This window comes from Halopseudomonas litoralis (assembly GCF_900105005.1).
In the GTDB taxonomy this organism is placed as follows: domain Bacteria; phylum Pseudomonadota; class Gammaproteobacteria; order Pseudomonadales; family Pseudomonadaceae; genus Halopseudomonas; species Halopseudomonas litoralis.
The window spans coordinates 1,177,960-1,201,663 of sequence record NZ_LT629748.1 but is presented as its reverse complement, the minus strand read 5'-3'; the positions used below and the strand labels follow the sequence as shown (position 1 = coordinate 1,201,663).

Here is a 23,704-nt window from a genome sequence, read left to right as displayed (position 1 = left end):
GCCAGTCAGCATACCTGCTTGGGTCGAAGCACGCTTTATAACAAGCGGTCAAAAACCATGTCAAGGAATGCTTGCCGTCACGGCAGCATGGCTGTCGGGCCAGGATGGATCACCTTGGCCCAATGGCGGCTAGCTTAACATCAATGAGTGCTGATGCGGCCTTTCGCGTCAGCATTATGAGGCTCCTCCTTGGCGATGATTTCATCCCCTTCCTCCTTCAAGGGCTCCGGCATGTATTGCAGCGCAATCTGCAGCACCTCGTCAATCCATTTTACCGGTATAACTTCAATATCCTGCTTGATATTGTCGGGGATCTCCTTCAGATCCTTGATATTGTCATGGGGGATCACCACGGTACGGATTCCGCCGCGGTGCGCCGCCAGCAACTTTTCCTTCAACCCTCCGATCGGCAACACCTGACCGCGCAGGGTAATCTCGCCTGTCATGGCCACCTCGGCCCGTACCGGAATCTTGCTCAGCGCAGATACCAGGGCGGTACACATGCCGATACCAGCGCTGGGGCCGTCCTTGGGTGTGGCACCCTCCGGGACGTGGATGTGAATATCATGCTTCTCATGAAAATCACTGCTGATACCCAGGCTCGCAGCACGACTGCGCACAACGGTCAGTGCCGCGCTGATGGATTCCTGCATCACATCGCCCAGTGAGCCGGTCTTGATCTGCCGCCCCTTGCCCGGCATCACAGCCGCTTCGATACTGAGCAGCTCACCGCCAACCTGCGTCCAGGCCAGCCCGGTAACCTGGCCGATCTGGTCGGCTTCTTCAGCCAGACCGTATTTGAACTTGTGTACACCCAAATGGTGCTCCAGCAGCGCGCCGTCGACGGTAACCGAAGCCTGGGCGCCCTTTGCACCCTTCTCCGCCTGCTCACGCACCACCTTGCGGCAAACCTTGGCAATCTGACGCTCGAGCCCGCGCACACCGGCTTCACGGGTGTAGTAACGAATCAGATCGCGCAGCGATTCGGTAGTAAAAGTAAGTTCGTCTTTCTTCAGACCGTTGTTCTTGACCTGCTTGGTCACCAGGTAGCGCTGGGCGATATTGATCTTCTCGTCCTCGGTGTAACCCGGAATACGGATGACTTCCATCCGGTCCAGCAGCGGCGCCGGGATGTTCATCGAGTTGGAGGTACAGATGAACATGACGTCGGACAGGTCGTAATCCACTTCCAGGTAGTGGTCGCTGAACGCGTGATTCTGTTCCGGATCGAGCACCTCCAGCAGCGCCGAGGAGGGATCACCGCGCATGTCCTGGCCCATCTTGTCGATCTCATCAAGTAAGAACAGCGGGTTCTTCACTCCTGCCTTGCTCATCTTCTGGATCAGCTTGCCCGGCATCGAGCCGATGTAGGTGCGGCGGTGCCCGCGGATTTCCGCTTCATCGCGTACACCGCCCAGGGCCATGCGCACGAACTTGCGATTGGTTGCCCGCGCCAGGGACTCACCCAGCGAGGTCTTGCCCACCCCGGGCGGCCCTACCAGGCACAGCACCGGGCCCTTGAGCTTGCGCACCCGCTTCTGCACGGCGAGATACTCGAGAATCCGCTCTTTTACTTCTTCAAGACCGTAGTGATCGGTTTCCAGCACTTTCTCTGCGTGCTTGAGGTCATGCCGCACGCGGCTGGAGCTGGCCCAAGGTACATTGCACAGCCATTCGATGTAGGAGCGCACCACGGTGGCCTCAGCGGACATCGGCGACATCATCTTCAGCTTGTTGAGCTCGGTATTGGCCTTCTCCAGGGCTTCCTTGGTCATGCCGGCATTGTCGATACGCTGCTTGAGCTCTTCCAGCTCACTGTGGCCGTCATCGGAGCTACCCATTTCCTTCTGGATGGCCTTCATCTGTTCGTTGAGGTAATACTCGCGCTGACTGCGCTCCATCTGCTTCTTGACCCGCCCACGGATGCGCTTTTCCACCTGCAGCAGGTCGATTTCACTGTCCAGCACACCCAGCACATGCTCTACCCGCTCACGCAGGGAAATGATTTCCAGGATGGCCTGCTTCTGTTCGATTTTCAGGTTGAGCTGCGCCGCCATAGTATCCACCAGGCGCCGCGGATCATCGATGCCGGACAGCGAGCTGACCGCTTCGGCGGGGATCTTCTTGCCTAGATTGACGAACTGCTCGAACTGGCTCATCAGACTGCGCACCAGCACTTCGGCCTCGCGCTCATCGAGCTCAGCTTCATCGATCAGCGTCACGCTGGCTTGCTGGTAGCCTTCCAGCTCTTCGATGCGTTCAACCCGCGCGCGCTGCTCGCCTTCCACCAGTACCTTGACGGTGCCATCAGGCAGTTTCAGCAGCTGCAGAATGGTGGCGACGGTACCCAGGTCATACAGCCCGTCGCGGGACGGATCATCATCCGCAGGGTTGCGTTGAGCCAGCAGCAGTACCTGCTTGTCGGCAACCATGGCTGCTTCCAGGGCTTCAATGGATTTATCACGGCCCACGAACAGGGGGATGACCATGTTGGGGTACACCACCACGTCACGTAGTGGCAATAATGGAAAATCGCTGGGAGTCGTCATGACTTAGGCTCGCTCGCAGTGGGGTGAAGCCACAGACTTGCACCCGGAATTGAAAATACTCATGAACTCAAGATGAGGGCGCATGCAGCAGATTACAAGATGCGCATGGCGCACAAATCTGTCAGATGCATATTCCAGGACCAGAAAGAACCACGCCGCCAAGGCGGCGGCGTGGATATCACTCACTCCTCGGGCATCGCCTTGGGCGGCTGCTCGGGAGATTCATAGATCAGTAGCGGTTTGGCGTTGCCATTGATGACGTTTTCATCGATGACTACCTTGCTGACGTGCTCGGCAGATGGAATCTCGTACATGGTATCCAGCAGTACGCTTTCCAGGATCGAGCGCAGACCACGGGCGCCGGTCTTGCGCGTCAAGGCACGCTGGGCGATCGCCTTGAGTGCGTCGGTACGGAACTCCAGCTCCACGTCTTCCATCTCGAACAACCGACCGTACTGCTTGGTCAGCGAGTTCTTCGGCTCGGTGAGAATCTGGATCAACGCATCCTCGTCCAACTCGGTCAAGGTGGCGATCACCGGCAGACGACCGACGAACTCGGGAATCAGGCCGAAACGCACCAGATCATCGGGCTCGACTTCCAGCAGGGTCTCACCCACCTTCTTGCCGCCTTCCTTGCTGCGTACACTGGCGTTGAAGCCGATGCCGCTCTTCTCGGAACGGTCGCGGATGACTTTTTCCAGACCTGCAAAAGCGCCACCACAGATGAACAGGATATTGCGCGTGTCCACCTGCAGGAACTCCTGCTGAGGATGCTTGCGGCCACCCTGTGGCGGTACCGAGGCCACAGTGCCCTCGATCAGCTTGAGCAACGCCTGCTGCACGCCTTCACCCGATACATCACGGGTGATTGATGGGTTGTCCGATTTGCGCGAGATCTTGTCGATCTCGTCGATGTAGACGATACCCATCTGGGCTTTTTCCACATCGTAATCGCACTTCTGCAGCAGCTTCTGAATGATGTTCTCGACATCCTCACCGACATAACCGGCTTCGGTCAGCGTGGTCGCATCGGCAATGGTGAAGGGCACGTTCAACAGCCGAGCCAGGGTTTCCGCCAACAGGGTCTTACCCGAGCCGGTCGGGCCGATGACCAGGATATTACTCTTGCCCAGTTCGACATCATCCTTGCCGTCGCGCTGATGGAGTCGTTTGTAGTGATTGTAAACCGCTACCGACAGCACTTTCTTGGCCTGTTGCTGGCCAATCACGTACTGATCCAGGATGCCGCAGATTTCCATGGGCGAAGGCAGCTTCTGTTCGCCGCTGTCGCTCTGGCTTTCCTGAACCTCTTCACGAATGATGTCGTTACACAGATCGACACATTCATCACAAATAAATACGGAGGGGCCGGCAATCAGCTTGCGCACTTCATGCTGGCTTTTGCCACAGAAGGAGCAATACAGCAGCTTGCCGTTGTCGTCACCCTTCCCAGTCATATCTGTCATCTAAAACCCCTGCTTGCAGATCACTCTTGTAACAAAGATGGGGGCTGCCACGTCTCTTTGCAAGTGCAATCCGATCAACCCGTACCGGTACGCCGGTCAGGCAGGCGGAACATTGAAAGGCCTGGGCTATTCACCCAGGCCGTTAAACCGGTGCGTCATGCCATCATTCCGCGGCAGGACGGCTCTCCAGCATCTGATCGATCAAGCCGTATTCAACCGCCTCGGCGGCACTCATGAAACGGTCACGATCGGTGTCGCGGGCAATCACGTCCAGCGGCTGGCCGGTGTGATGCGCCAGCACCTTGTTCAGGCGCTCACGAATATAAAGAATTTCACGGGCGTGGATTTCGATATCCGACGCCTGACCCTGAAAACCGCCGAGCGGCTGGTGGATCATCACTCGCGAATGAGGCAGCGCAAAGCGCTTGCCTTCGGCACCACCGGCCAACAGGAAGGCGCCCATGCTGCAAGCCTGACCGATGCACAGTGTGCTGACCTTCGGCTTGATGAACTGCATGGTGTCATAGATCGCCATGCCCGCAGTCACCGAGCCGCCGGGCGAGTTGATGTACAGGTGGATGTCCTTGTCGGGGTTCTCCGACTCAAGGAACAGCAGCTGAGCCACCACCAGATTGGCCATGTAATCTTCAACCTGACCGACCAGGAAAATCACCCGCTCCTTGAGCAGACGTGAATAGATGTCATAGGAACGTTCGCCCCGTGCCGATTGTTCGACAACCATGGGCACCAGACCGCCTGCGGCCTGAATTTCCGGCGGTAACCCGGTATAGCTGTTATGAATCATGGGCTGGTGTCACTCCGATTTAGCCTGTCGCGTAAAACCCCGAAGCCAATGCCGCTGCTGGTTTTTCGGGGCTTCCATAAACACATGAGCCAGCCCGAAGGCTGGCTCAATGCACTGCATGAGAACAATGACGAATTATTCGTCCGCGCTGCTTTCCGCTTCGTCGGCTTCAACCTGTTCAGGCTGAGCTGGCTTGACGGCATCTTCGTAGGCGACCTGCTTGTCGGTCACCTTGGCCTTCTGCAATACAGTATCCACGACTTGCTCTTCCAGCACAACAGACTGAATCTCGGCAAGCTGCTGCTCGTTCTGCATGTACCAGTTCACCACCTGCTCCGGCTCCTGATAGGCAGAAGCCAGATCTTCGATCATGGCGCGGACACGATCGTTGTCCGGCTTGATCTCGTTCTGCTTGACGATTTCAGCAACGATCAGACCAAGGCTGACACGACGCTTGGCCTGCTCTTCGAACAGCTCAGCCGGCAGCTGGCTAGGATCGATATTGGCGCCGCCGAACTGCTGTACAGCCTGCTCGCGCAGACGATCGACTTCGCTGCTGATCAGTGCCTTGGGCACTTCGATCTCGTTGATGTTCAGCAGACCGTCCATGACCTGATTCTTGGTCTTGGTCTTGATCGCCTGACGCAGCTCACGCTCCATGTTCTTGCGAACCTCGGTGCGGAAACCTTCGATACCGCCCTCTTCCACGCCGAAACGGGCGAAGAACTCGTCGTTCAGCTCAGGCAGCGCAGCAGCGGCAACGCTGTGCACGACGATTTCGAACTCCGCAGCCTTGCCGGCCAGATCCAGGTTCTGATAATCCTCCGGGAAGGTAACGCTGACAGTACGCGTCTCACCCGCCTTGGCGCCGACCAGGCCGTCTTCGAAACCGGGGATCATGCGACCGGAACCCAGCACCAGGTTGGTGTTGCTGGCAGTGCCGCCCTGGAAGGTTTCGCCATCAACGCGACCGGTGAAGTCGATGGTCAACTGGTCGCCATCTTCAGCGGCACGCTCTACGGGCTCGTAGTTGGTGTGCTGCTTGCGCAGGATTTCCAGCATGTTTTCCAGATCGGCATCGGTTACTTCGGAGTCGATGCGCTCTACTTCGATCCCAGCGAAATCAGCCAGGGTCACTTCGGGGTAAACCTCGAAAGTGGCGATGTATTCGAAATCCTTGCCTTCGTCCAGCGACTTGGGCTCAACGCTCGGCGCACCGGCGGGGTTGAGCTTTTCCTGAACGATGGCTTCATAGAAGGAAGACTGAATCACTTCACCGATGACTTCCTGACGTGCAGATGCACCAAAGCGCTTGCGAATCACGCTCATCGGCACCTTGCCCGGACGGAAACCATCAACACGTGCACGGCCAGCGGTCTGCTGCAGGCGCTTGTTGACTTCGTTTTCGATGCGCTCGGCAGGGATGCCAACAGTCATGCGGCGCTCAAGGCCGGAGATGGTTTCAACCGAAACTTGCATGTAGAGTCCTCGTTGAACAGACAATGATGAATGAATAAAAGGCGGACATTCTAGTCGCTTGCGCAGTAGAAGTCATCCTCGCTGATGCATACTCCGCTACTGCCGGTCCAGGCAAGCGGAGCACATCTTGATGTGCCACGCAGCATACGCGGCTACAGGGCCGCAAACCACAGGCACGCGATGTTTTTCGCCCCTACCAGCGTTCATCTCATCGATCGGCCGTCCGATTCATTGAATCATTCCAACCGCACCAGCTCGAAATACACAGTGCACGATCAATTGCGAACACGACGAATCCTCGGCGCAGCTGCCGCTCGCCGCGAAAGCCTGAAAAACGTAGCGGGGAATCGATAATGCCGACATTGAATACACCCACCCGGCAATACACGCATAAACCGATAACAGAACAGTCCGACCCCACGATCTTGTACCACCGTCTGCTGCAGCAACCACAGCAACACCTCACCTCGGCCCGTCAGTTTCTACAGCGCCAACTGCACCAGGCCAGCCTTCAGCCCTGCGACCTCCCGACCGATCCGCAGCAGCTGAGCGAATGGGTCAAGGCTGGCAGCGCACGCACCACTTCTGCCTACAGCGATTACCTGACCGCCCGCAAGCAGGGCCAGCCCCGACGTTTTTTCGCCAGTCGCGCGCACGCAATGTACTTCCTGCGCGGCGTGGCGCCCACCAAGCTGGTCGATGGCGCCTGGCTCTACGGCGTGCTTTCGCAATGGCAGGATTGGCGCTTTCATTCACTGGTACGCACCTATCTTGAAGAGCTGGGTGACAGCGAACCACTGCAGAACCACGTCGTGCTGTATAAACAGCTGCTGAATACCCATGAACTGAATGACCCGGACACATTATCTGCAGGGCATTACGTGCAGGGCGCCCAACAGCTGGCACTGGCTCACCTGGCCAAGGATTTCCTGCCCGAACTGATCGGTTACAACCTGGGCTACGAGCAACTTCCCCTGCATCTGCTGATCACCACCTACGAGCTTAACGAACTGGGTATCGACCCCTATTATTTTCAGCTGCATGTGACCATCGACAATGCCGATACCGGCCATGCTCAGAAAGCCGCACACGCCGTACTGGACAACCTGCCGATCTCGGGCGACGCAGACGCCTTTTATCAGCGGGTAAAGCTTGGCTATCAACTGAACGAGCTGGGCATATCCTCCATGGACGTCATAGGCAGCTTCAATCTGGAAGCCGAGGTACATCGTGTGCTGGAACAGAAGGCCTTGGTCGCCCGCAATATGCACTCCGATTTCTGCCGCATTCAAGGCCGTACCGTGAACGAATGGCTCAGCCAGCCCGGCCGGACCGGCGAGTTTCTCGCTGCATTGGAAAAACGTGGCTGGATTCTACGCGACACCGACCCGACCGAAAGCCGCTTCTGGCAGCTGATTCAGGGTAACCGGGCACCCATGTTCGGCGTGTTCAGCGCGTATGAAATGCAGTTGCTGCATGACTGGATAGCCGGCGAATGGTCGGCACCTACAACCCAACGCCAACCGCGGCGCTACGTTGCCCCGAAGGTAGCAGCCGAACCTGTCGATGCAGGTGATTTCGATGCAGAACAGACCGCTCTGCACCGGCATCTGCGCAAGCTGCCGGCCAGCGAACTGATGGATGAACTGATCAAACTGATGTCGCCATCCAGCCATTTTACGCCAGACGGCCTGCTGGCAACCCGGTTGTTTGCGCAAGCGATGGGCCAGCGCGGCGCTTGACGCTGAGCGGGCCCGGCTTGCTTCAGGATTGACCGGAAGTCGCCAGAACCTCTCAGATCAGCTGCGCGGTGACAGCCATCAGCAGCAGATAACGGCCGGCCTTCGCCACCGTCACAATCAACAGAAACCGCCAGAGGGGTTCACGCAGAACCCCTGCCATCAATGTCAGAGGATCACCGATAAAGGGTGCCCAACTCAGTAACAGCGACCAGTAGCCGTAACGCTGGTAAACCCGCTGCGCCTTGGCCAACTTATCCGGCGGCACCGGAAACCAGCGTCGCTCTCGCCAGCGTTCTATATAACGTCCCAGCAGCCAGTTGATCAGCGAGCCAAGCACATTGCCCACCGTGGCAACCAGCAGTAACAACGCCAGCGAATGCTGCCCGGCCAACTGCAGGCCCACCAACACCACTTCCGACTGCATCGGCAAAAAGGTTGCCGCAACAAGCGCCGCCAGAAAGAGGCCAAGATAGCCAGATACTTCCCACATCAATCACCCCACCTTTCCAGCCTCACCCAACACCCGGCATATGCAGCAACGATTTGAATATATGAATCTAGTACATCAGCGCAGGCTGGCGAATGGAAAGCCTGAAAGCCAGATACAGAAAAGCCCCGAATAACGGGGCTTTCTGGGTACTTCACGGTATCCATGGTGCGGATGGGGAGACTCGAACTCCCACACCTTGCGGCGCCAGAACCTAAATCTGGTGTGTCTACCAATTCCACCACATCCGCAAAACAGGCTACAGATACAAAAACGCCAGGCTGACGCCTGGCGCTTTTGCTGAAATGGGGTGGACGATGGGGATCGAACCCACGACAACAGGAGTCACAATCCTGTGCTCTACCAACTGAGCTACGCCCACCATTACAGCAACAACACTAACACAACTTCGCAGAACCTTACCATGTGCGCTTGGCGCGCCCGGCAGGATTCGAACCTGCGACCACCCGCTTAGAAGGCGGGTGCTCTATCCAACTGAGCTACGGGCGCCGCGTACACATTATCAATCCCGAAGGCTTGAAATGCTGGAGCCTGAATCGCCTTCCAAACCGACTTCGTTGTGTTTGTGAAGCGGGGCGAATAATACTCAGCCCCCACTCCCCCGTCAACGATGAATTCACATTTTTTTCAAATATTTGAGTAAGTTAAGAATCCAGACGACCGGACCCTTTTGCCAAACCCCCTCACATGCGACAATCGCGGGCATTCTATGCACTCCCCTCAGGAACATCATGAAAGCCCAATTGATCGATGGCAAACAGATTGCCGCCAATCTCCGGCGCGAGATCGCCGACAAGGTCAGCCTGCGTAAAGAACAAGGCCTGCGCATCCCCGGCCTCGCCGTTATCCTGGTCGGCAGCGACCCTGCCTCCCAGGTATATGTCTCGCACAAGCGCAAGGACTGTGAGGAGGTTGGTTTCATCTCCCGCTCTCATGATCTGCCAGCCGATACCAAGCAGGAACATCTGCTGGACCTGATCGACAGCCTCAACGAAGACCCGGAGATTGACGGCATACTGGTTCAGCTGCCATTGCCGGCGCACCTCGACTCGTCCCTGTTGCTGGAACGCATCCGCCCAGACAAGGACGTAGATGGCTTTCACCCCTATAACATAGGCCGTCTGGCCCAACGCATGCCGCTGCTGCGCCCATGCACCCCGCTGGGAATCATCCGCCTGCTGAAAAGTACCGGCGTCAGCCCCTATGGGTTGAATGCCACTGTAGTGGGCGCTTCCAATATCGTCGGTCGACCTATGGCACTGGAATTACTGCTGGCCGGTTGCACCACCACCATTGCCCATCGCTTCACCAACGACCTGGAAGACCATGTCCGCCGCTCCGACCTGGTAGTAGTGGCCGTCGGCAAGCCCGGCCTGGTCAAGGGCGAGTGGATAAAACCAGGCGCTATCGTCATCGATGTCGGGATCAACCGTATGGAAGATGGCCGCCTGCGTGGTGACGTGGATTTCGAGGCCGCTGCCGAACGCGCCGCCTGGATTACCCCGGTGCCCGGTGGTGTCGGCCCGATGACTCGCGCCTGCCTGCTGGAAAACACGCTCACTGCCTGTGAGAAGCTGCATAGCTGATCCGCTGGTGCAGCCAGCCCATGCGCTGGCTGCACCCCTCTGCCTCGCTACAAACTGGCGGTAGCGCCACCGTCTACTGGCAAATTGATGCCATTGATGAAGGCTGCCGCCGGCGACGCCAGAAATCCCACTGCATTGGCGAATTCCTCCGGTTCCGCGAAACGCCTGGCCGGAACTCCCTGCAACAGATCCCTCTCCACCTCCTGCTCGGTCTTGCCACTGACTGAGGCCCGATAGCTGAACAGGCTTTCCAATCGCGCCGTGCGGGTGAGGCCCGGCAGGACGTTATTCACCGTGATGCCATCGCTCGCCAGCTCCGAAGCCAGGGTTTTCGCCCAGTTGGCCATGGCGGCCCGGATGGCGTTGGAAACGCCCAGATTGGCGATAGGCGTTTTCACCGATGTGGACAGCACATTGATGATACGGCCATAACCACACTCACGCATCCCAGGCAGCAATAGCTCCAGCAGCGTCTGACTGCTCAGAAGGTGTTGATTGAACGCTGCGGCATAGTTCTCCGGCGCGGCCGCATGAGCCGGCCCCGGCGCCGGACCACCCGTGTTGTTGACCCACACACAGATCGGCCCGCCCCGCTCTACCTCGGCCTGAACTGCTCGCGCCAACGCTGGCAGATCAGCGGAATCAACACAGATATAACCATGCCTTTGCCCTTCTGCGGTCGGCAGCTGCTCAACAACCTCGGACAACTTGTCTTCGCTGCGCGCCAGAACAATGACTTCCGCCCCCTGCAGCGCCAGTTGCCGCGCGCACGCTGCCCCCAACCCCTGACTGGCCCCACCGACCAGGGCGCGCTTTCCCGCTAGATTCAAATCCATGACTGACTCCCATCAACGTAACAACCAGGTTCAAGTTTTCGATCTGGCTCGTGTTACCTAATTCAACCTTCTCATTCCAGCGCCATACTAACGCACCGTCAGGATCTGCCGGAATCGAAAAAGCCCGTAGCATTGATGCTACGGGCTTCTTTGTGGTCGGAATGAGAGGCGGTGCTCTTCAAGAAGAACACGGATCGCTCGGAGTAAACTTCTCGCCTCAGACCGTATTTCCCGGCACTCGGACCCAGCCTTCCATGAGAATCCGCGCGCTGCGGCTCATGATCGCCTTGGTCACCGTCCATTTACCATCCACCTGACTGGCCTGAGCGCCAACGCGCAAGGTGCCGGACGGATGACCGAAACGCACCGACTCACGCTCCCCGCCACCAGCGGCCAGGTTGACAAGCGTACCCGGCACCGCCGCCGCCGTACCAATAGCCACCGCACAGGTACCCATCATGGCGTGGTGCAGCTTGCCCATGGACAAGGCCCGTACCAGCAGGTCGACTTCATCTGCCTTGATCTGCTTGCCGCTGGACGCCAGATAGTCTTTTGGCGGTGAAACGAAGGCAATCTTCGGCGTGTGCTGCCGCTTGAGGGCCTCTTGCGGAGTCTTGATCAAGCCCATATGCAGCGCACCCGCCACCCGGATGGCCTCAAAGCGCGCCAGCGCCTCGGGGTTGCCGTTGATATCCTCACGCAGTTCAGTGCCCTGATAACCGATATCCTCGGCATTGACGAATACAGTGGGAATACCCGCGGCAATCATGGTCGCCTTGAAGGTACCGATACCAGGCACTTCCAGATCATCGACCAGATTACCGGTGGGAAACATGCTGCCGCCCTCTTCTCCGTCATCCGACGGGTCAAGGAACTCCAGCACGATCTCCGCCGCCGGAAAGGTCACCCCGTCCAGCTCGAAATCACCCAGCTCCTGCACCTGACCATTGGTCACCGGCACCTGAGCAATGATGGTCTTGCCGATATTGGCCTGCCAGACCCGCACGGTGCAGACACCGTTATCGGGAATGCGCGACGGATCAACCAACCCGGCATGGATGGCAAAAGCGCCGGCCGCCGTGGACAGGTTGCCGCAATTGCCACTCCAGTCAACGAAGGGGCTGTCGATGGATACCTGACCATAAAGGTAATCGACGTCGTGCTCCGGCTGGCTGCTCTTCGACAGGATTACGCACTTGCTGGTACTGGACGTAGCACCGCCCATGCCATCGATATGCGCAGCATAGGGATCGGGACTGCCAATCACCCGCATGAACAAACCATCACGCGCCTCACCCGGCACCTGACAGGATTCCGGAAGGTCGCTCAGGCGAAAGAATACGCCCTTACTGGTACCGCCACGCATGTAGGTGGCGGGGATTTTGATTTGTGTTGCTTGGGTCATGTAGTGGTACTCCTGATTATTTGGCCCCCCTTCCCCCTCGCGAGAAGGGAAAGGGGATAGGGTTTAAACCTTCCCTTCCAAAAAGTCCTGAGCAAACCGCTGCAGCACACCGCCCGCTTCATAGATGCGCGCTTCTTCATGACTATCAAGACGGCAAACCATAGGCACCTCGACCCGCTCGCCGCTCTGGCGGTTGACCACCAGCGTCAGCTCAGCGCGCGGAGCTGGTGTGCCCACTACGTCGTAGGTCTCGGTACCATCCAGTTCCAGTGTCTTGCGCGTGGTGCCCGGTTTGAATTCCAGAGGCAACACGCCCATGCCGACCAGGTTGGTGCGGTGGATGCGTTCGAAACCTTCGGCAGCAATGGCCTCGACACCCGCCAGGCGCACGCCCTTGGCGGCCCAGTCACGACTGGAACCCTGCCCGTAATCCGCGCCAGCGACGATGATCAGCGGCTGCTTGCGGTTCATGTAGGTCTCAATGGCTTCCCACATGCGCATGACCTTGCCTTCCGGCTCGACCCGAGCCAGCGAACCCTGCTTCACGCTGCCGTCGTCGTTCAATACCATCTCGTTGAACAGCTTCGGGTTGGCGAAGGTGGCGCGCTGAGCGGTCAGGTGGTCACCACGGTGGGTGGCGTAGGAGTTGAAGTCTTCCTCCGGCAGGCCCATCTTGTGCAGATATTCACCGGCGGCACTGTCCATCATGATGGCGTTGGACGGCGACAGGTGGTCGGTGGTGATGTTGTCCGGCAGGATCGCCAGCGGGCGCATGCCTTTCATCGTCCGCTCACCTGCCAGCGCACCTTCCCAGTACGGCGGACGGCGGATATAGGTGGACATCTCACGCCAGTCATACAGCGGGCTTTCCGCTTCCTGGATGGCGCCCAGGTCGAACATCGGGATGTACACCTGCTTGAACTGCTCCGGCTTGACGCTGGACGCGACGATGGCGTCAATCTCTTCGTCGCTCGGCCACAGATCCTTCAGGGTAATCGGGTTGCCGTTCTGACCCTTGCCCAGCACGTCCTGTTCGATATCGAAACGCATGGTACCGGCGATGGCGTAGGCCACTACCAGCGGCGGCGATGCCAGGAATGCCTGTTTGGCATAGGGATGGATGCGGCCATCGAAGTTTCGGTTGCCCGACAATACGGCGGTCGCATACAGGTCGCGATCAATGATTTCCTGCTGGATTTTCGGATCCAGCGCCCCAGACATACCATTACAGGTGGTGCACGCGTAGCCGACGATACCAAAGCCGAGCTGCTCCAGCTCCGGTAACAGGCCGGATTCTTCCAGATACAGTCTGGCAACCTTGGAACCCGGCGCAAAGGAGGTCTTGACCCAGGGTTTGCGTACCAGCCCCAGCTCGTTGGCCTTCTTCGCCACCAGCCCTGCCGCCACCACGTTGCGCGGGTTGGAGGTGTTGGTGCAGCTGGTGATGGCGGCTATGATCACTGCGCCATCGGGCATCAGCCCGCCCTGCTCCTCGGCTTTGCCCGATTCCAGCTTGCCCCCGTCAGCAATACCGCGCTCGGCCAACGCCGAGGTCGGCAGACGACGATGCGGGTTGGACGGACCAGCCATGTTGCGCACCACGCTGGACAGATCAAACTCCAGCACCCGCTCGTATTCGGCCGTGGTCAGCGCATCGCCCCACAGACCCAGCTTTTTCGCGTAGTTCTCGACCAGCGAGACCTGCTCCGGCTCGCGACCGGTGAGTTTCAGGTACTCGATGGTCTGTTGATCGATGTAGAACATCGATGCCGTGGCACCGTACTCGGGGCACATGTTGGAGATGGTCGCGCGGTCGCCGATGGTCAGACTGTCAGCGCCCTCGCCGAAGAATTCAACATAGGCACCGACGACCCGCTCGGCACGCAGAAACTCGGTCAGCGCCAGGACGATATCGGTGGCGGTGATGCCGGGCTGACGTTTGCCGGTGAGTTTGACGCCGACGATGTCGGGCAGGCGCATCATCGACGGCCGACCGAGCATCACGGTCTCCGCTTCCAGACCACCGACACCAATGGCAATCACACCCAGCGCATCCACGTGCGGTGTGTGCGAATCGGTACCGACACAGGTATCCGGAAAGGCCACACCGTCACGGGCCTGCACCACCGGACTCATCTTCTCCAGGTTGATCTGGTGCATGATGCCGTTACCGGCAGGGATCACGTCAACGTTCTTGAACGCGGTCTTGGTCCACTCGATGAAGTGGAAGCGATCCTCGTTGCGGCGATCTTCGATGGCGCGGTTCTTGTCGAAGGCCTCTGCGTCAAAGCCGGCATGCTCGACAGCCAGGGAATGGTCGACAATCAGCTGCGTCGGCACCACCGGGTTGACCAGCGCGGGGTCGCCGCCCTGATCGGCAATGGCGTCACGCAGGCCGGCCAGATCAACCAGGGCGGTCTGGCCGAGGATGTCATGGCAGACTACCCGGGCTGGATACCAAGGGAAATCCAGATCACGCTTGCGCTCGATCAGTTGCTTCAGCGAGTCAGTCAATGCCTCCGGCTCGCAGCGGCGTACCAACTGCTCAGCCAGCACCCGCGAGGTATAGGGCAACCTGGCCCAGGCGCCAGGCTGAATGGCGTCCACAGCGGCTGGGGCGTTGTAGTAGTCCAGGTCGGTGCCTGGCAGGTTTTCACGGTATTGGGTGTTCATCACTTACGATCCTTCAACGCCACGAACTGCAGATCTTCCGGGCCGACATAATTGGCGCTCGGACGGATGATCTTGCCGTCGATACGCTGTTCGATGACGTGGGCCGACCAGCCGGCAGTACGCGCGATCACGAACAGCGGCGTAAACATGGAAGTGGGCACGCCCATCATGTGATAGCTCACCGCACTGAACCAATCGAGGTTGGGGAACATTTTCTTGATTTCCCACATGGTGCTTTCCAGCCGCTCGGCGATATCGAACATCTTGGGGCTGTTCTGCTCATCGGAGAGATCGCGAGCCACGTTTTTGATGACCTCATTACGCGGATCGGAGACGGTGTATACGGGATGACCAAAACCGATGACCACTTCCTTCTTCTCGACGCGCGCACGGATGTCCGCCTCGGCTTCATCCGGCGTGTCGTAGCGCTTCTGAATCTCGAAGGCCACTTCGTTGGCGCCGCCATGCTTGGGACCGCGCAGAGCACCGATGCCGCCGGCAATGGCGGAGAACATGTCCGAACCGGTACCGGCAATCACCCGACTGGTGAAAGTCGAGGCATTGAATTCGTGCTCGGCATACAGAATCAGCGACACGTGCATGGCACGTACCCAGGATTCACGGGGCTTCTCGCCGTGCAACAGGTGCAGGAAGTGGCCGCCGATGGAGTCATCGTCGGTTTCCACGTCGATGCGCTTGCCGTTGTGGCTGAAGTGGTACCAGTACAGCAGCATGGAACCCTGGGAGGCCATCAGCTTGTCAGCGATATCACGCGCACCCGGATGGTTGTGATCATCCTTTTCCGGGGACAGACAGCCGAGCACCGACACCCCGGTACGCATCACATCCATCGGGTGAGCGGACGGCGGCAGTTGCTCCAGCGCGGTTTTCACGGCAGCCGGCAGGCCACGCAGGGCTTTAAGCTTGGCTTTGTAACCTGCCAGTTCGGCGGCGTTGGGCAGTTTGCCGTGGACTAGCAGATGGGCGATTTCCTCGAACTCGCAGGTAGTGGCCACATCGAGAATGTCGTAGCCACGGTAATGCAGGTCGTTACCGCTGCGACCGACGGTGCACAGCGCGGTATTGCCCGCAGCAGTGCCGCTCAGCGCGACGGACTTCTTCGGTTTGAAGGTCGGGGTGGTCGATTCGTTAGCGCTCATGGCGTGTTCTCCTCAATCATCCTGCTGGGCAGGCTCATGCATTTATTGTCTTTATACAGCGCCGCCCGATAACCGGACGGCGCTGCGGAATCACTTCTTGCCGGCGGCGAACAGCGCGTCCAGCTTTCCTTCGAAAACGTGATAGCCGATACGGTCATACAGCTCTTCCCGAGTCTGCATGCTATCGATCACGTTCTGCTGATGGCCTTCGGTGCGAACGGCGTTGTAGACGTTTTCTGCCGCCTTGTTCGCTGCACGGAAAGCCGACAACGGATACAGCTGAATCGCGACGCCAACCGAGGCCAACTCTTCACGGGTAAACAGCGGCGTGGCGCCAAATTCGGTGATATTGGCCAGTACCGGCACATTCAGCTCCTTGACGAAGCGCTCATAGGTCGGCAGGTCATAGGCCGCCTCGGCAAAGATGGCATCGGCACCCGCTTCAACGTAGCGCTTGCAGCGCTCCAGAGCCGCCTCGACACCTTCCGCCTGGATCGCATCGGTACGAGCAATAAGGAAAAAGTCCGGATCAGTCTTGGCATCGGCAGCGGCGCGAACGCGGTCAACCATTTCCTCGGTGGAGACAATTTCCTTGCCGGGGCGGTGACCGCAACGCTTGGCACCAACCTGGTCCTCGATATGCGCAGCCGCAGCACCGGCCTTGATCAGACTCTTGACCGTACGCTCGATATTGAAGGCGCTGGGACCGAAGCCGGTATCGATATCCACCATCAGCGGCAGATCGCAGACGTCGGTAATCCGGCGTACATCAATCAGCACATCCTCGAGGGTATTGATGCCCAGATCCGGCAGACCCAGTGAACCGGCCGCAACACCGCCACCGGAGAGATAAATAGCCTTGAAACCGGCACGCTTGGCCAGCAGAGCGTGGTTGGCGTTGATCGCGCCAATCACCTGAAGTGGCTGTTCTTCAGCTAATGCCTGACGAAAACGTTGGCCTGGGGTCTTGTTCATTGCGTGCTCCCTCCTGAGGATGTAATGGTGTCGCGCTGTTCCAGCATGCGACGCTCAATGTTGCGGCGAGATGCGCTGATATGCCGGCGCATCAACATTTCCGCGAGTTCACCATCACGATCGGCGATGGCTTCAATGATTCGGTGGTGTTCAGCGAACGCCTGCTGTGGGCGTTTCGGCGTGGCAGAAAATTTGTAGCGGTACATACGTACCAGGTGGTAAAGATCACCGCAGAGCATGTCGCTCAGAGTGCGATTCTTGCAGCCCTGAATGATCACGTAATGGATATCCAGATCACCTTCCTGCTGATAGTAGGATTCGTTGGCCTTGAGGCCTGAGTGACGCTCATGGGTCGCCAGCACATCACGCAGGTTGGCCATCTCCTCGGCTGTCATGTTCTGCGCGGCCAGCCGGCAGGCCATGCCTTCCAAGGCTTCGCGTACGTGGTACAGCTCGATCAGCTCTTCGTAGCTCAGCGACACCACGCGCACCCCGGCATGCGGGATACGCACTACCAGACGGCGCCCTTCCAGACGGCGAATGGCTTCGCGCAGCGGACCGCGACTGATACCGAAAGTAGTAGACAGAAACTGTTCACTGATGCGCGTACCCGGAGGGATCTCGCCTTTGACAATAGCCGTCTGCAAGCGCTGGAAAGCACCGTCGGACAAAGTTGCAGCGGGTATTACGCTCTCTGAATCAGCCAATTGTCGACAACCTTGTTAGGATTTATTGCTCTAAAGCACAACTTGAGGCGAATAATGCCTTCCATCGAGACGGATTGTCAACAATCCATATTAAAACTGCAATTACGAGAGAAAATCCCCAAGGAACTTATGCCGATGGGTGCCGGTCTGCTTGGCATGCTAATATGCCGCCTGCCTAACGCTGCTCTGTCTCCTTATTCCGAGAACGAAGCAGCAATCCAATACCGCAGCTGAGAACACTATGCAATCGATCAATACGCATCTGAAGATCATGATCTTCCTTCTGGTCAGCCTGGGCCTGCTGATCACGGGATACCAGATATATGTACTCGACATCCCCGTCCGCGAAGATGAAACCGATGATATCTGGAGCCTGGATGCCAAGATCGAGTTCCGCGCCACCAGCGGCGTCCCCGTCAAGGCCCAGCTATTCATTCCGCCGCTGAATCAGAAGTTCGTCAGCCTCAATGAAAGCTTCATCTCCAACAACTACGGCGTAAGCGTCAACCAGCAGGACGGCAATCGCCGGGTAACCTGGTCCGCACGCCGCGCCAGCGGCACACAAACGCTGTATTACCGTCTGGTACTGACCAATCGGTATGGCACCGAACCGGCCGCAGCCCAACCGCCCGCGCCGCGTCAACCGATCCCGCTGGACGGCCCGGAGCAGATTGCCGCCGACGCTCTGATCAACCCGATTCGTCAGCACTCGGCGGATATCGAAACCTTCATCAGCGAAACCATTCGCCGGGTCAACGACATTACCGATGACAACGTACGCCTGCTGCTCGGCGGCGATAGCAGTGCTCTGGACAAGGCCCGGGTAATCGATGTACTGCTGTCCAATGCCCGCATTCCGCTGGAACTGGTACATACCATCCGCCTTGAGGCCACTCCCAACCAGCAACCGGAACTCTGGCTGCGCAGTTATAACGGTGAACGCTGGCTGTACTTCCATCCGGAAACCGGACAACAGGGAATTCCCGAGAACCGCCTGGTCTGGTGGACCGGTCCCATGCCACTGTTGAGCTTGGAAGGCGGTAGCGCCGGCAATATCAACTTCACTGTCAGCAACAGCGAAATGAATGCGTTGCGACTAGCCAAGATGACCACCGAAAACAGCCCGTCCGCATTGCTGGAGTACTCCCTGTACGGCCTGCCACTGCAGGCGCAGCAGGTCTATCAGGTGATGATCATGATCCCGATCGGCGTGCTGGTAATCCTGGTGCTGCGTAACCTGATCGGCATCCAGACACTGGGCACCTTCACCCCGGTACTGATCGCCCTCGCCTTCCGTGAAACCCAGGTCGGCTGGGGCATTGTGCTGTTCACCGTGATCACCGCGCTGGGCCTGTCGCTGCGCTCCTACCTGGAGCATTTGAAACTGCAGATGCTCCCACGGCTGTCGATCGTACTGACCTTCGTGGTACTGGTGATTGCCGCGATCAGCCTGTTCAGTCACAAGCTGGGCATCGAGCGCGCCCTGTCGGTGTCGCTGTTCCCGATGGTGATCCTGACCATGACCATCGAGCGCCTGTCGATCAACTGGGAAGAGCGTGGCGGCGGCCATTCGTTCAAGGTTGCTCTGGGCACTCTGGTCGCAGCCACGCTGTCGCACATGCTGATGACCATTCCGGAACTGACCTATTTCGTCTTTACCTTCCCGGCTGTTCTGCTGGTGCTGGTGGGCTTCATGTTGGCCATGGGTCGCTATCGCGGCTACCGTCTCACCGAACTGATGCGCTTCAAGGCGCTGACCAAACAGGGCTGAGGAGAGAGCATGTTTTTCTGGAACACCTGGAAAGCCCTCAGTGACAACGGCGTTATGGGCATCAACCGGCGCAACGCGGACTATGTGCTCAAGTACAACAAGCGCAACCTGTATCCAGTGGTGGATGACAAGATCCTGACCAAGGAGCGCGCCATCGCCGCTGAGATCAACGTGCCTGACCTGTACGGCATCATTGATACGGAAAAAGGCATCAGCCAGTTCGCCAAGCTGGTGGAGAACCATAAGGATTTCGTCATCAAGCCGGCGCAGGGCGCCGGCGGTGACGGCATCCTGGTAATCGGTGATCGTTATGAAGGCCGCTATCGCACGGTGTCCGGCAAGATCGTCAGCCATGACGAGATCGAGCACCACCTCTCCAATATCATTTCCGGGCTGTACTCACTCGGCGGCCACCGCGACCGAGCGCTGATCGAATACCGGGTCAAACCCGACCCGATCTTCAAGAGCATCAGTTACGAAGGTGTGCCGGATATCCGCGTCATCCTGCTGATGGGCTACCCGGTCATGGCCATGCTACGGCTGCCGACCCGTCAATCCGGCGGCAAGGCCAACCTGCACCAGGGCGCTATCGGCGTGGGTGTGGATCTGACCACCGGCATCACCCTCAAGGGTACCTGGCTGAACAACAAGATCAGCAAACACCCAGATACCGCCAACCCGGTAGATGGCGTGCAGCTGCCAGACTGGGATGGCTTCATGCGCCTGGCCACCTCCTGTTATGAGCTGTCCGGGCTGGGCTATATCGGCGTCGACCTGGTACTGGATGAAAAGAAAGGCCCGTTGATTCTCGAACTCAACGCCCGTCCCGGCCTGAACATCCAGATCGCCAACGACGCTGGGCTGACCCATCGCTGTCACAAGGTAGAAAAACACATTGCCGAACTGAAGAAAGCCGGCAGGACCGAGACTGTGGAAGAACGCATGGCATTCGCCCAGAAGCATTTCGGCAAACCGGTGTTCCTCAGTGCGGATGAAGCACCTGTCGAGCCTGAACCGAGCGAATGACCTCGCCCTACCAGATCACCGAACTGCCCTGGCAAGCCGACCCGCTACCAGGGCTTTTTGCCTTTCGCGACATGGGTCACCCGATTCTGCTCGACTCCGCTGCCAGCGGTGACCTCCTGGGTCGCTACAGCATCCTCGCTGCCGGCCCACAGCAACTGATCACTCCGCATGACAACGAAACCGGTATCCAAACCATCGACCGCCTGCGTCATGCGCTTCAACTGCTTGGCCCCGCCTCCTGGCCTGACGATCTGCAGTTACCCTTTGGCGCCGGCGCGCTCGGCTTCATCAGCTATGACTTCGGGCGCGCCCTGGAACAGATGCCAGCCCACGCACGCGCGGACATTTCCCTGCCTGCCCTGCAGCTGGGTATCTACGCCTGGAGTCTGGTCAGCGATAACCAGCTGCAACGCCGCTGGCTGGTGTGCCATCCGATTGTCGACAAAAGCGATCGGGCCGAGCTGCTGGCCCGTCTGGCCAGGCCAGCACCCGAGCCGGATACGTTCGCCCTGCACAGCCCTTTTACCGCGGAACAGTCTCAGCCAGACTATCTGCAAGCCTTTGGCCGTATCCAGGATTACATTCAGGCCGGCGACTGCTACCAAGTGAACCTGGCCCAGCGTTTCTCCGCGCCCTGCCAGGGCGACCCCCTGAATGCCTACCGGCGGTTGCGTGAAGCCTGCCCGACACCCTTTGCGGGCTATCTGGAGTCCGCTGGGCACGCCCTGCTGTGCCTGTCTCCAGAGCGCTTTCTGAAAGTGCGGGATGGCCAGGTGGAAACCAGACCAATCAAGGGCACTCGCCCACGCGGCAAGACTCCGGCAGACGACCAGGCACTCGCCACAGAGCTGCAGCACAGCCTCAAGGATCGTGCGGAGAATCTGATGATCGTCGACCTGCTGCGCAACGACCTGGGTCGTGCCTGCCGTTTCGGCAGCGTCAAGGTGCCCGAACTGTTCAGCATTGAAAGCTACCCGAACGTGCATCACCTGGTGAGCAGCATCACCGGCCAACTGGCCAGCGGACAGGATGCCCTGAGTCTGCTGACCGGCGCCTTCCCTGGCGGCTCGATCACCGGCGCCCCGAAAATCCGCGCCATGCAGATCATCGAGGAGCTGGAGCCAGTACGACGCAGCCTGTATTGCGGCAGCATCGGCTACATAGGGTGTGAAGGACAGATGGACATGAACATCGCCATCCGTTCACTGGTACACCAGAATGACCGCCTGTACTGCTGGGGCGGCGGCGGTATAGTCTCCGATTCAGAGGGTGACGCGGAGTATCAGGAAAGCCTGACCAAGGTGCGGGTGTTGATGGACAGCCTGGCTTAACTCGACCTTGGTTGCTGGACCGATGTAAGACTTCGCTTATGGAGCGAGCGAAGACCAAACCAGTCCAGTCACCAGTCATACGGCAACCAGCCCAAACCGTCTTACAGACTCAACGTCCGGTTCGAGGCCTTGATGAATTCCTTCTTCAGATCCTCGAAGGTATGCACTGCGGGGAACTGTGGGAATTCGGCGATGACATTGTCCGGGGCGTGGAACAGAATGCCGGCGTGGGCCTCGGACAACATGGTGGTGTCGTTGTAGGAGTCGCCGGCGGCAATCACCCGGTAATACAGGCTCTTGAACCCCAACACCGACTGACGCTTGGGATCCTTCTGGCGCAGCTGATAATCCACCACCCGGTCATTTTCGTCAATGACCAGCTTGTGACACAGCAGCGTCGGAAAGCCCAGTTGACGCATCAGCGGCTGGGAGAACTCATAAAAGGTGTCGGACAGAATCACTACCTGGAAACGCTCGCGCAGCCAGTTGACGAACTCCACCGCGCCATCCAGCGGCGTCAGCGTGCCGATCACTTCCTGGATGTCCGACAGCTTCAGGCCATGCTCATCGAGAATGCGCAGACGCTGCTTCATCAGCACATCGTAATCCGGAATATCCCGTGTGGTCGCGCGCAACTCGGCGATACCGGTTTTCTCGGCAAAGGCAATCCAGATTTCGGGGACCAGAACACCTTCGAGGTCAAGGCAGGCGATTTCCACAGAGTACTCCTGAAGCAGTGAATGAACTGGCGCCGTAATCTACCGGGTCCGCTTGCCAGGCGCAACGCTGAGCTGACCGGGTGGCTCGTTAATAACGCCAGGGCATAAAACTATAACTAAACAAAAGAAGAAGTACTAAGCAACCCTTGTTAAAATGCAGCGATTACAGATGGTCCGCTTGCACGGGCCGCATAGCGGGAGAGCCTGATGTCCACCAACCTGTTCGATGTAGAAACCCTGGCTGCAGAATATGCGAGCAAGTCGCCGCAGGATATTCTCAAGCTGGCCACTCAGCATTTCGATGACCTCTGGCTGTCCTTCAGCGGCGCGGATGATATCGTCGTGCTCGATATGGCGTGGAAGATCAATCCCGACATCAAGGTCTTCACCCTGGATACAGGGCGTCTGCACCCGGAAACCTACCGTTTCCTGGAAGAAGTCAGAAAACACTACGGAATCCAGCTGGAGGTATTGTCCCCCGACCAGCAGGCTCTGGAAGCCTATGTCAAAGAGAAAGGATTGTTCGACTTCTACGAAAGCGGTCACGGCGAATGCTGCGGCATCCGCAAGATCGCCCCGCTACGCCGCAAACTGGCCGGCGTGGATGCCTGGATCACCGGTCAGCGCCGCGATCAGAGCCCCGGCACGCGCAGCAATGTGCCGGTAGTCGAGATCGACGGGGCCTTTTCCAGTCAGGACAAATCGCTGATCAAGTTCAATCCGCTGGCCAACTACAGCAGCGAGGATGTGTGGAACTACATCCGCATGCTGGAAATCCCCTATAACAGCCTGCACGAACGCGGCTTCTTCAGCATCGGCTGCGAACCCTGCACCCGCCCCGTTCTGCCGAACCAGCACGAGCGCGAAGGTCGCTGGTGGTGGGAGGAAGCCACGCAGAAGGAATGCGGGCTGCATGCCGGGAATTTGATCGCGAAGAATTGAGTTGTGCAGTGTCGGCCTATCAGG

At 58.5% G+C, this 23,704-nt stretch carries 18 protein-coding genes and 3 tRNA genes; 6 read left to right on the top strand and 15 right to left on the bottom strand.

Translation table 11 applies throughout. From position 1 onward, the window contains the following. Positions 1-140 precede the first annotated feature (140 nt). The 4 genes from lon to tig all read right to left on the bottom strand — a co-directional run bounded on the left by lon (position 141) and on the right by tig (position 6,299). On the bottom strand, positions 141-2,549 hold the full coding sequence (lon, locus tag BLU11_RS05885; RefSeq protein WP_090272492.1) for an endopeptidase La: 2,409 nt from the start codon (positions 2,547-2,549) through the stop codon (positions 141-143). Between the two features lie 182 nt (positions 2,550-2,731). After that, positions 2,732-4,015, bottom strand: coding sequence for an ATP-dependent Clp protease ATP-binding subunit ClpX (clpX, locus tag BLU11_RS05880; protein ID WP_090272491.1), 1,284 nt, complete (start codon positions 4,013-4,015; stop codon positions 2,732-2,734). Positions 4,016-4,178: 163 nt separating this feature from the next. Further along, a complete protein-coding gene (gene clpP / locus BLU11_RS05875; protein WP_090272490.1) occupies positions 4,179-4,820 on the bottom strand; it encodes an ATP-dependent Clp endopeptidase proteolytic subunit ClpP in 642 nt (213 codons plus the stop codon). A 135-nt stretch (positions 4,821-4,955) separates the two neighbouring features. Beyond that, positions 4,956-6,299, bottom strand: coding sequence for a trigger factor (gene tig, locus BLU11_RS05870; protein WP_090272489.1), 1,344 nt, complete (start codon positions 6,297-6,299; stop codon positions 4,956-4,958). Between the two features lie 353 nt (positions 6,300-6,652). Between tig and BLU11_RS05865 the strand changes: the two genes are divergently transcribed. Further along, positions 6,653-8,041, top strand: coding sequence for an iron-containing redox enzyme family protein (locus BLU11_RS05865; RefSeq protein WP_090272488.1), 1,389 nt, complete (start codon positions 6,653-6,655; stop codon positions 8,039-8,041). A 52-nt stretch (positions 8,042-8,093) separates the two neighbouring features. Here the strand turns inward: BLU11_RS05865 and BLU11_RS05860 are convergent, their stop codons facing one another. From BLU11_RS05860 to BLU11_RS05845, 4 genes are all read right to left on the bottom strand, one after another. Next, the gene (locus BLU11_RS05860; RefSeq protein ID WP_090272487.1) at positions 8,094-8,531 is read right to left on the bottom strand and encodes a YqaA family protein; all 438 of its coding nucleotides are present in this window, start codon (positions 8,529-8,531) and stop codon (positions 8,094-8,096) included. 163 nt (positions 8,532-8,694) lie between these two features. Beyond that, positions 8,695-8,779 (bottom strand) — tRNA-Leu (locus tag BLU11_RS05855). A 55-nt stretch (positions 8,780-8,834) separates the two neighbouring features. Continuing rightward, positions 8,835-8,910 (bottom strand) — tRNA-His (locus tag BLU11_RS05850). A 51-nt stretch (positions 8,911-8,961) separates the two neighbouring features. Next, positions 8,962-9,038: transfer RNA gene (locus BLU11_RS05845), tRNA-Arg, on the bottom strand. A gap of 242 nt (positions 9,039-9,280) precedes the next feature. Here BLU11_RS05845 and folD point away from each other — a divergent pair. Beyond that, the gene (folD, locus tag BLU11_RS05840) at positions 9,281-10,135 is read left to right on the top strand and encodes a bifunctional methylenetetrahydrofolate dehydrogenase/methenyltetrahydrofolate cyclohydrolase FolD (RefSeq protein ID WP_090272486.1); all 855 of its coding nucleotides are present in this window, start codon (positions 9,281-9,283) and stop codon (positions 10,133-10,135) included. 47 nt (positions 10,136-10,182) lie between these two features. Here folD and BLU11_RS05835 read toward each other — a convergent pair whose 3' ends face one another. The 6 genes from BLU11_RS05835 to BLU11_RS05810 all read right to left on the bottom strand — a co-directional run bounded on the left by BLU11_RS05835 (position 10,183) and on the right by BLU11_RS05810 (position 17,891). Continuing rightward, complete coding sequence (locus BLU11_RS05835) at positions 10,183-10,971, bottom strand: SDR family oxidoreductase (protein ID WP_090272485.1); 789 nt, start codon at positions 10,969-10,971, stop codon at positions 10,183-10,185. A gap of 217 nt (positions 10,972-11,188) precedes the next feature. Next, positions 11,189-12,376, bottom strand: a complete 1,188-nt coding sequence (gene prpF, locus BLU11_RS05830; RefSeq protein ID WP_090272484.1) for a 2-methylaconitate cis-trans isomerase PrpF — start codon at positions 12,374-12,376, stop codon at positions 11,189-11,191. A 63-nt stretch (positions 12,377-12,439) separates the two neighbouring features. Then, positions 12,440-15,049 carry a Fe/S-dependent 2-methylisocitrate dehydratase AcnD gene (acnD, locus tag BLU11_RS05825; RefSeq protein WP_090272483.1) on the bottom strand — a complete coding sequence of 870 codons (2,610 nt, stop codon included), beginning with the start codon at positions 15,047-15,049 and terminating at the stop codon, positions 12,440-12,442. Continuing rightward, complete coding sequence (gene prpC / locus BLU11_RS05820) at positions 15,049-16,209, bottom strand: bifunctional 2-methylcitrate synthase/citrate synthase (RefSeq protein WP_090272482.1); 1,161 nt, start codon at positions 16,207-16,209, stop codon at positions 15,049-15,051. The genes acnD and prpC overlap by 1 nt, the downstream gene beginning before the upstream one ends. Positions 16,210-16,299: 90 nt before the next feature. Beyond that, positions 16,300-17,184, bottom strand: coding sequence for a methylisocitrate lyase (prpB, locus tag BLU11_RS05815; protein WP_090272481.1), 885 nt, complete (start codon positions 17,182-17,184; stop codon positions 16,300-16,302). Then, positions 17,181-17,891 carry a GntR family transcriptional regulator gene (locus BLU11_RS05810; RefSeq protein WP_090272480.1) on the bottom strand — a complete coding sequence of 237 codons (711 nt, stop codon included), beginning with the start codon at positions 17,889-17,891 and terminating at the stop codon, positions 17,181-17,183. Before BLU11_RS05810 ends, prpB begins: the two co-directional genes overlap by 4 nt. A gap of 241 nt (positions 17,892-18,132) precedes the next feature. Between BLU11_RS05810 and rloB the strand changes: the two genes are divergently transcribed. From rloB to pabB, 3 genes are read left to right on the top strand one after another with little or no spacing between them, the layout of a single operon-like run. Continuing rightward, on the top strand, positions 18,133-19,662 hold the full coding sequence (rloB, locus tag BLU11_RS05805) for an osmotic stress tolerance membrane protein RloB (protein WP_090272479.1): 1,530 nt from the start codon (positions 18,133-18,135) through the stop codon (positions 19,660-19,662). 9 nt (positions 19,663-19,671) lie between these two features. Further along, positions 19,672-20,688 (top strand): alpha-L-glutamate ligase-like protein, encoded by a 1,017-nt coding sequence (locus BLU11_RS05800; RefSeq protein ID WP_090272478.1) that lies wholly within the window; start codon positions 19,672-19,674, stop codon positions 20,686-20,688. Next, entirely contained in the window at positions 20,685-22,019 is a 1,335-nt protein-coding gene (pabB, locus tag BLU11_RS05795) for an aminodeoxychorismate synthase component I (RefSeq protein WP_090272477.1), read from the top strand. Before BLU11_RS05800 ends, pabB begins: the two co-directional genes overlap by 4 nt. 101 nt (positions 22,020-22,120) lie before the next feature. On the opposite strand, the gene thrH is transcribed toward pabB, so the two are convergent. Further along, complete coding sequence (gene thrH / locus BLU11_RS05790; RefSeq protein WP_090272476.1) at positions 22,121-22,738, bottom strand: bifunctional phosphoserine phosphatase/homoserine phosphotransferase ThrH; 618 nt, start codon at positions 22,736-22,738, stop codon at positions 22,121-22,123. Positions 22,739-22,945: 207 nt separating this feature from the next. Here thrH and BLU11_RS05785 point away from each other — a divergent pair, with 207 nt between their 5' ends. Next, positions 22,946-23,680 carry a phosphoadenylyl-sulfate reductase gene (locus BLU11_RS05785; protein ID WP_090272475.1) on the top strand — a complete coding sequence of 245 codons (735 nt, stop codon included), beginning with the start codon at positions 22,946-22,948 and terminating at the stop codon, positions 23,678-23,680. Positions 23,681-23,704 lie beyond the last annotated feature (24 nt).

Bases quoted from the DNA above. Each gene is read 5' to 3' on its own strand.
- rloB (WP_090272479.1), top strand. From the start codon at position 18,133: ATGCAATCGATCAATACGCATCTGAAGATCATGATCTTCCTTCTGGTC.
- folD (WP_090272486.1), top strand. From the start codon at position 9,281: ATGAAAGCCCAATTGATCGATGGCAAACAGATTGCCGCCAATCTCCGG.
- BLU11_RS05800 (WP_090272478.1), top strand. From the start codon at position 19,672: ATGTTTTTCTGGAACACCTGGAAAGCCCTCAGTGACAACGGCGTTATG.
- BLU11_RS05865 (WP_090272488.1), top strand. From the start codon at position 6,653: ATGCCGACATTGAATACACCCACCCGGCAATACACGCATAAACCGATA.
- pabB (WP_090272477.1), top strand. From the start codon at position 20,685: ATGACCTCGCCCTACCAGATCACCGAACTGCCCTGGCAAGCCGACCCG.
- clpX (WP_090272491.1), bottom strand. From the start codon at position 4,015: ATGACAGATATGACTGGGAAGGGTGACGACAACGGCAAGCTGCTGTAT.
- BLU11_RS05835 (WP_090272485.1), bottom strand. From the start codon at position 10,971: ATGGATTTGAATCTAGCGGGAAAGCGCGCCCTGGTCGGTGGGGCCAGT.
- prpB (WP_090272481.1), bottom strand. From the start codon at position 17,184: ATGAACAAGACCCCAGGCCAACGTTTTCGTCAGGCATTAGCTGAAGAA.
- acnD (WP_090272483.1), bottom strand. From the start codon at position 15,049: ATGAACACCCAATACCGTGAAAACCTGCCAGGCACCGACCTGGACTAC.
- BLU11_RS05785 (WP_090272475.1), top strand. From the start codon at position 22,946: ATGTCCACCAACCTGTTCGATGTAGAAACCCTGGCTGCAGAATATGCG.
- prpC (WP_090272482.1), bottom strand. From the start codon at position 16,209: ATGAGCGCTAACGAATCGACCACCCCGACCTTCAAACCGAAGAAGTCC.
- tig (WP_090272489.1), bottom strand. From the start codon at position 6,299: ATGCAAGTTTCGGTTGAAACCATCTCCGGCCTTGAGCGCCGCATGACT.
- prpF (WP_090272484.1), bottom strand. From the start codon at position 12,376: ATGACCCAAGCAACACAAATCAAAATCCCCGCCACCTACATGCGTGGC.
- lon (WP_090272492.1), bottom strand. From the start codon at position 2,549: ATGACGACTCCCAGCGATTTTCCATTATTGCCACTACGTGACGTGGTG.
- BLU11_RS05860 (WP_090272487.1), bottom strand. From the start codon at position 8,531: ATGTGGGAAGTATCTGGCTATCTTGGCCTCTTTCTGGCGGCGCTTGTT.
- clpP (WP_090272490.1), bottom strand. From the start codon at position 4,820: ATGATTCATAACAGCTATACCGGGTTACCGCCGGAAATTCAGGCCGCA.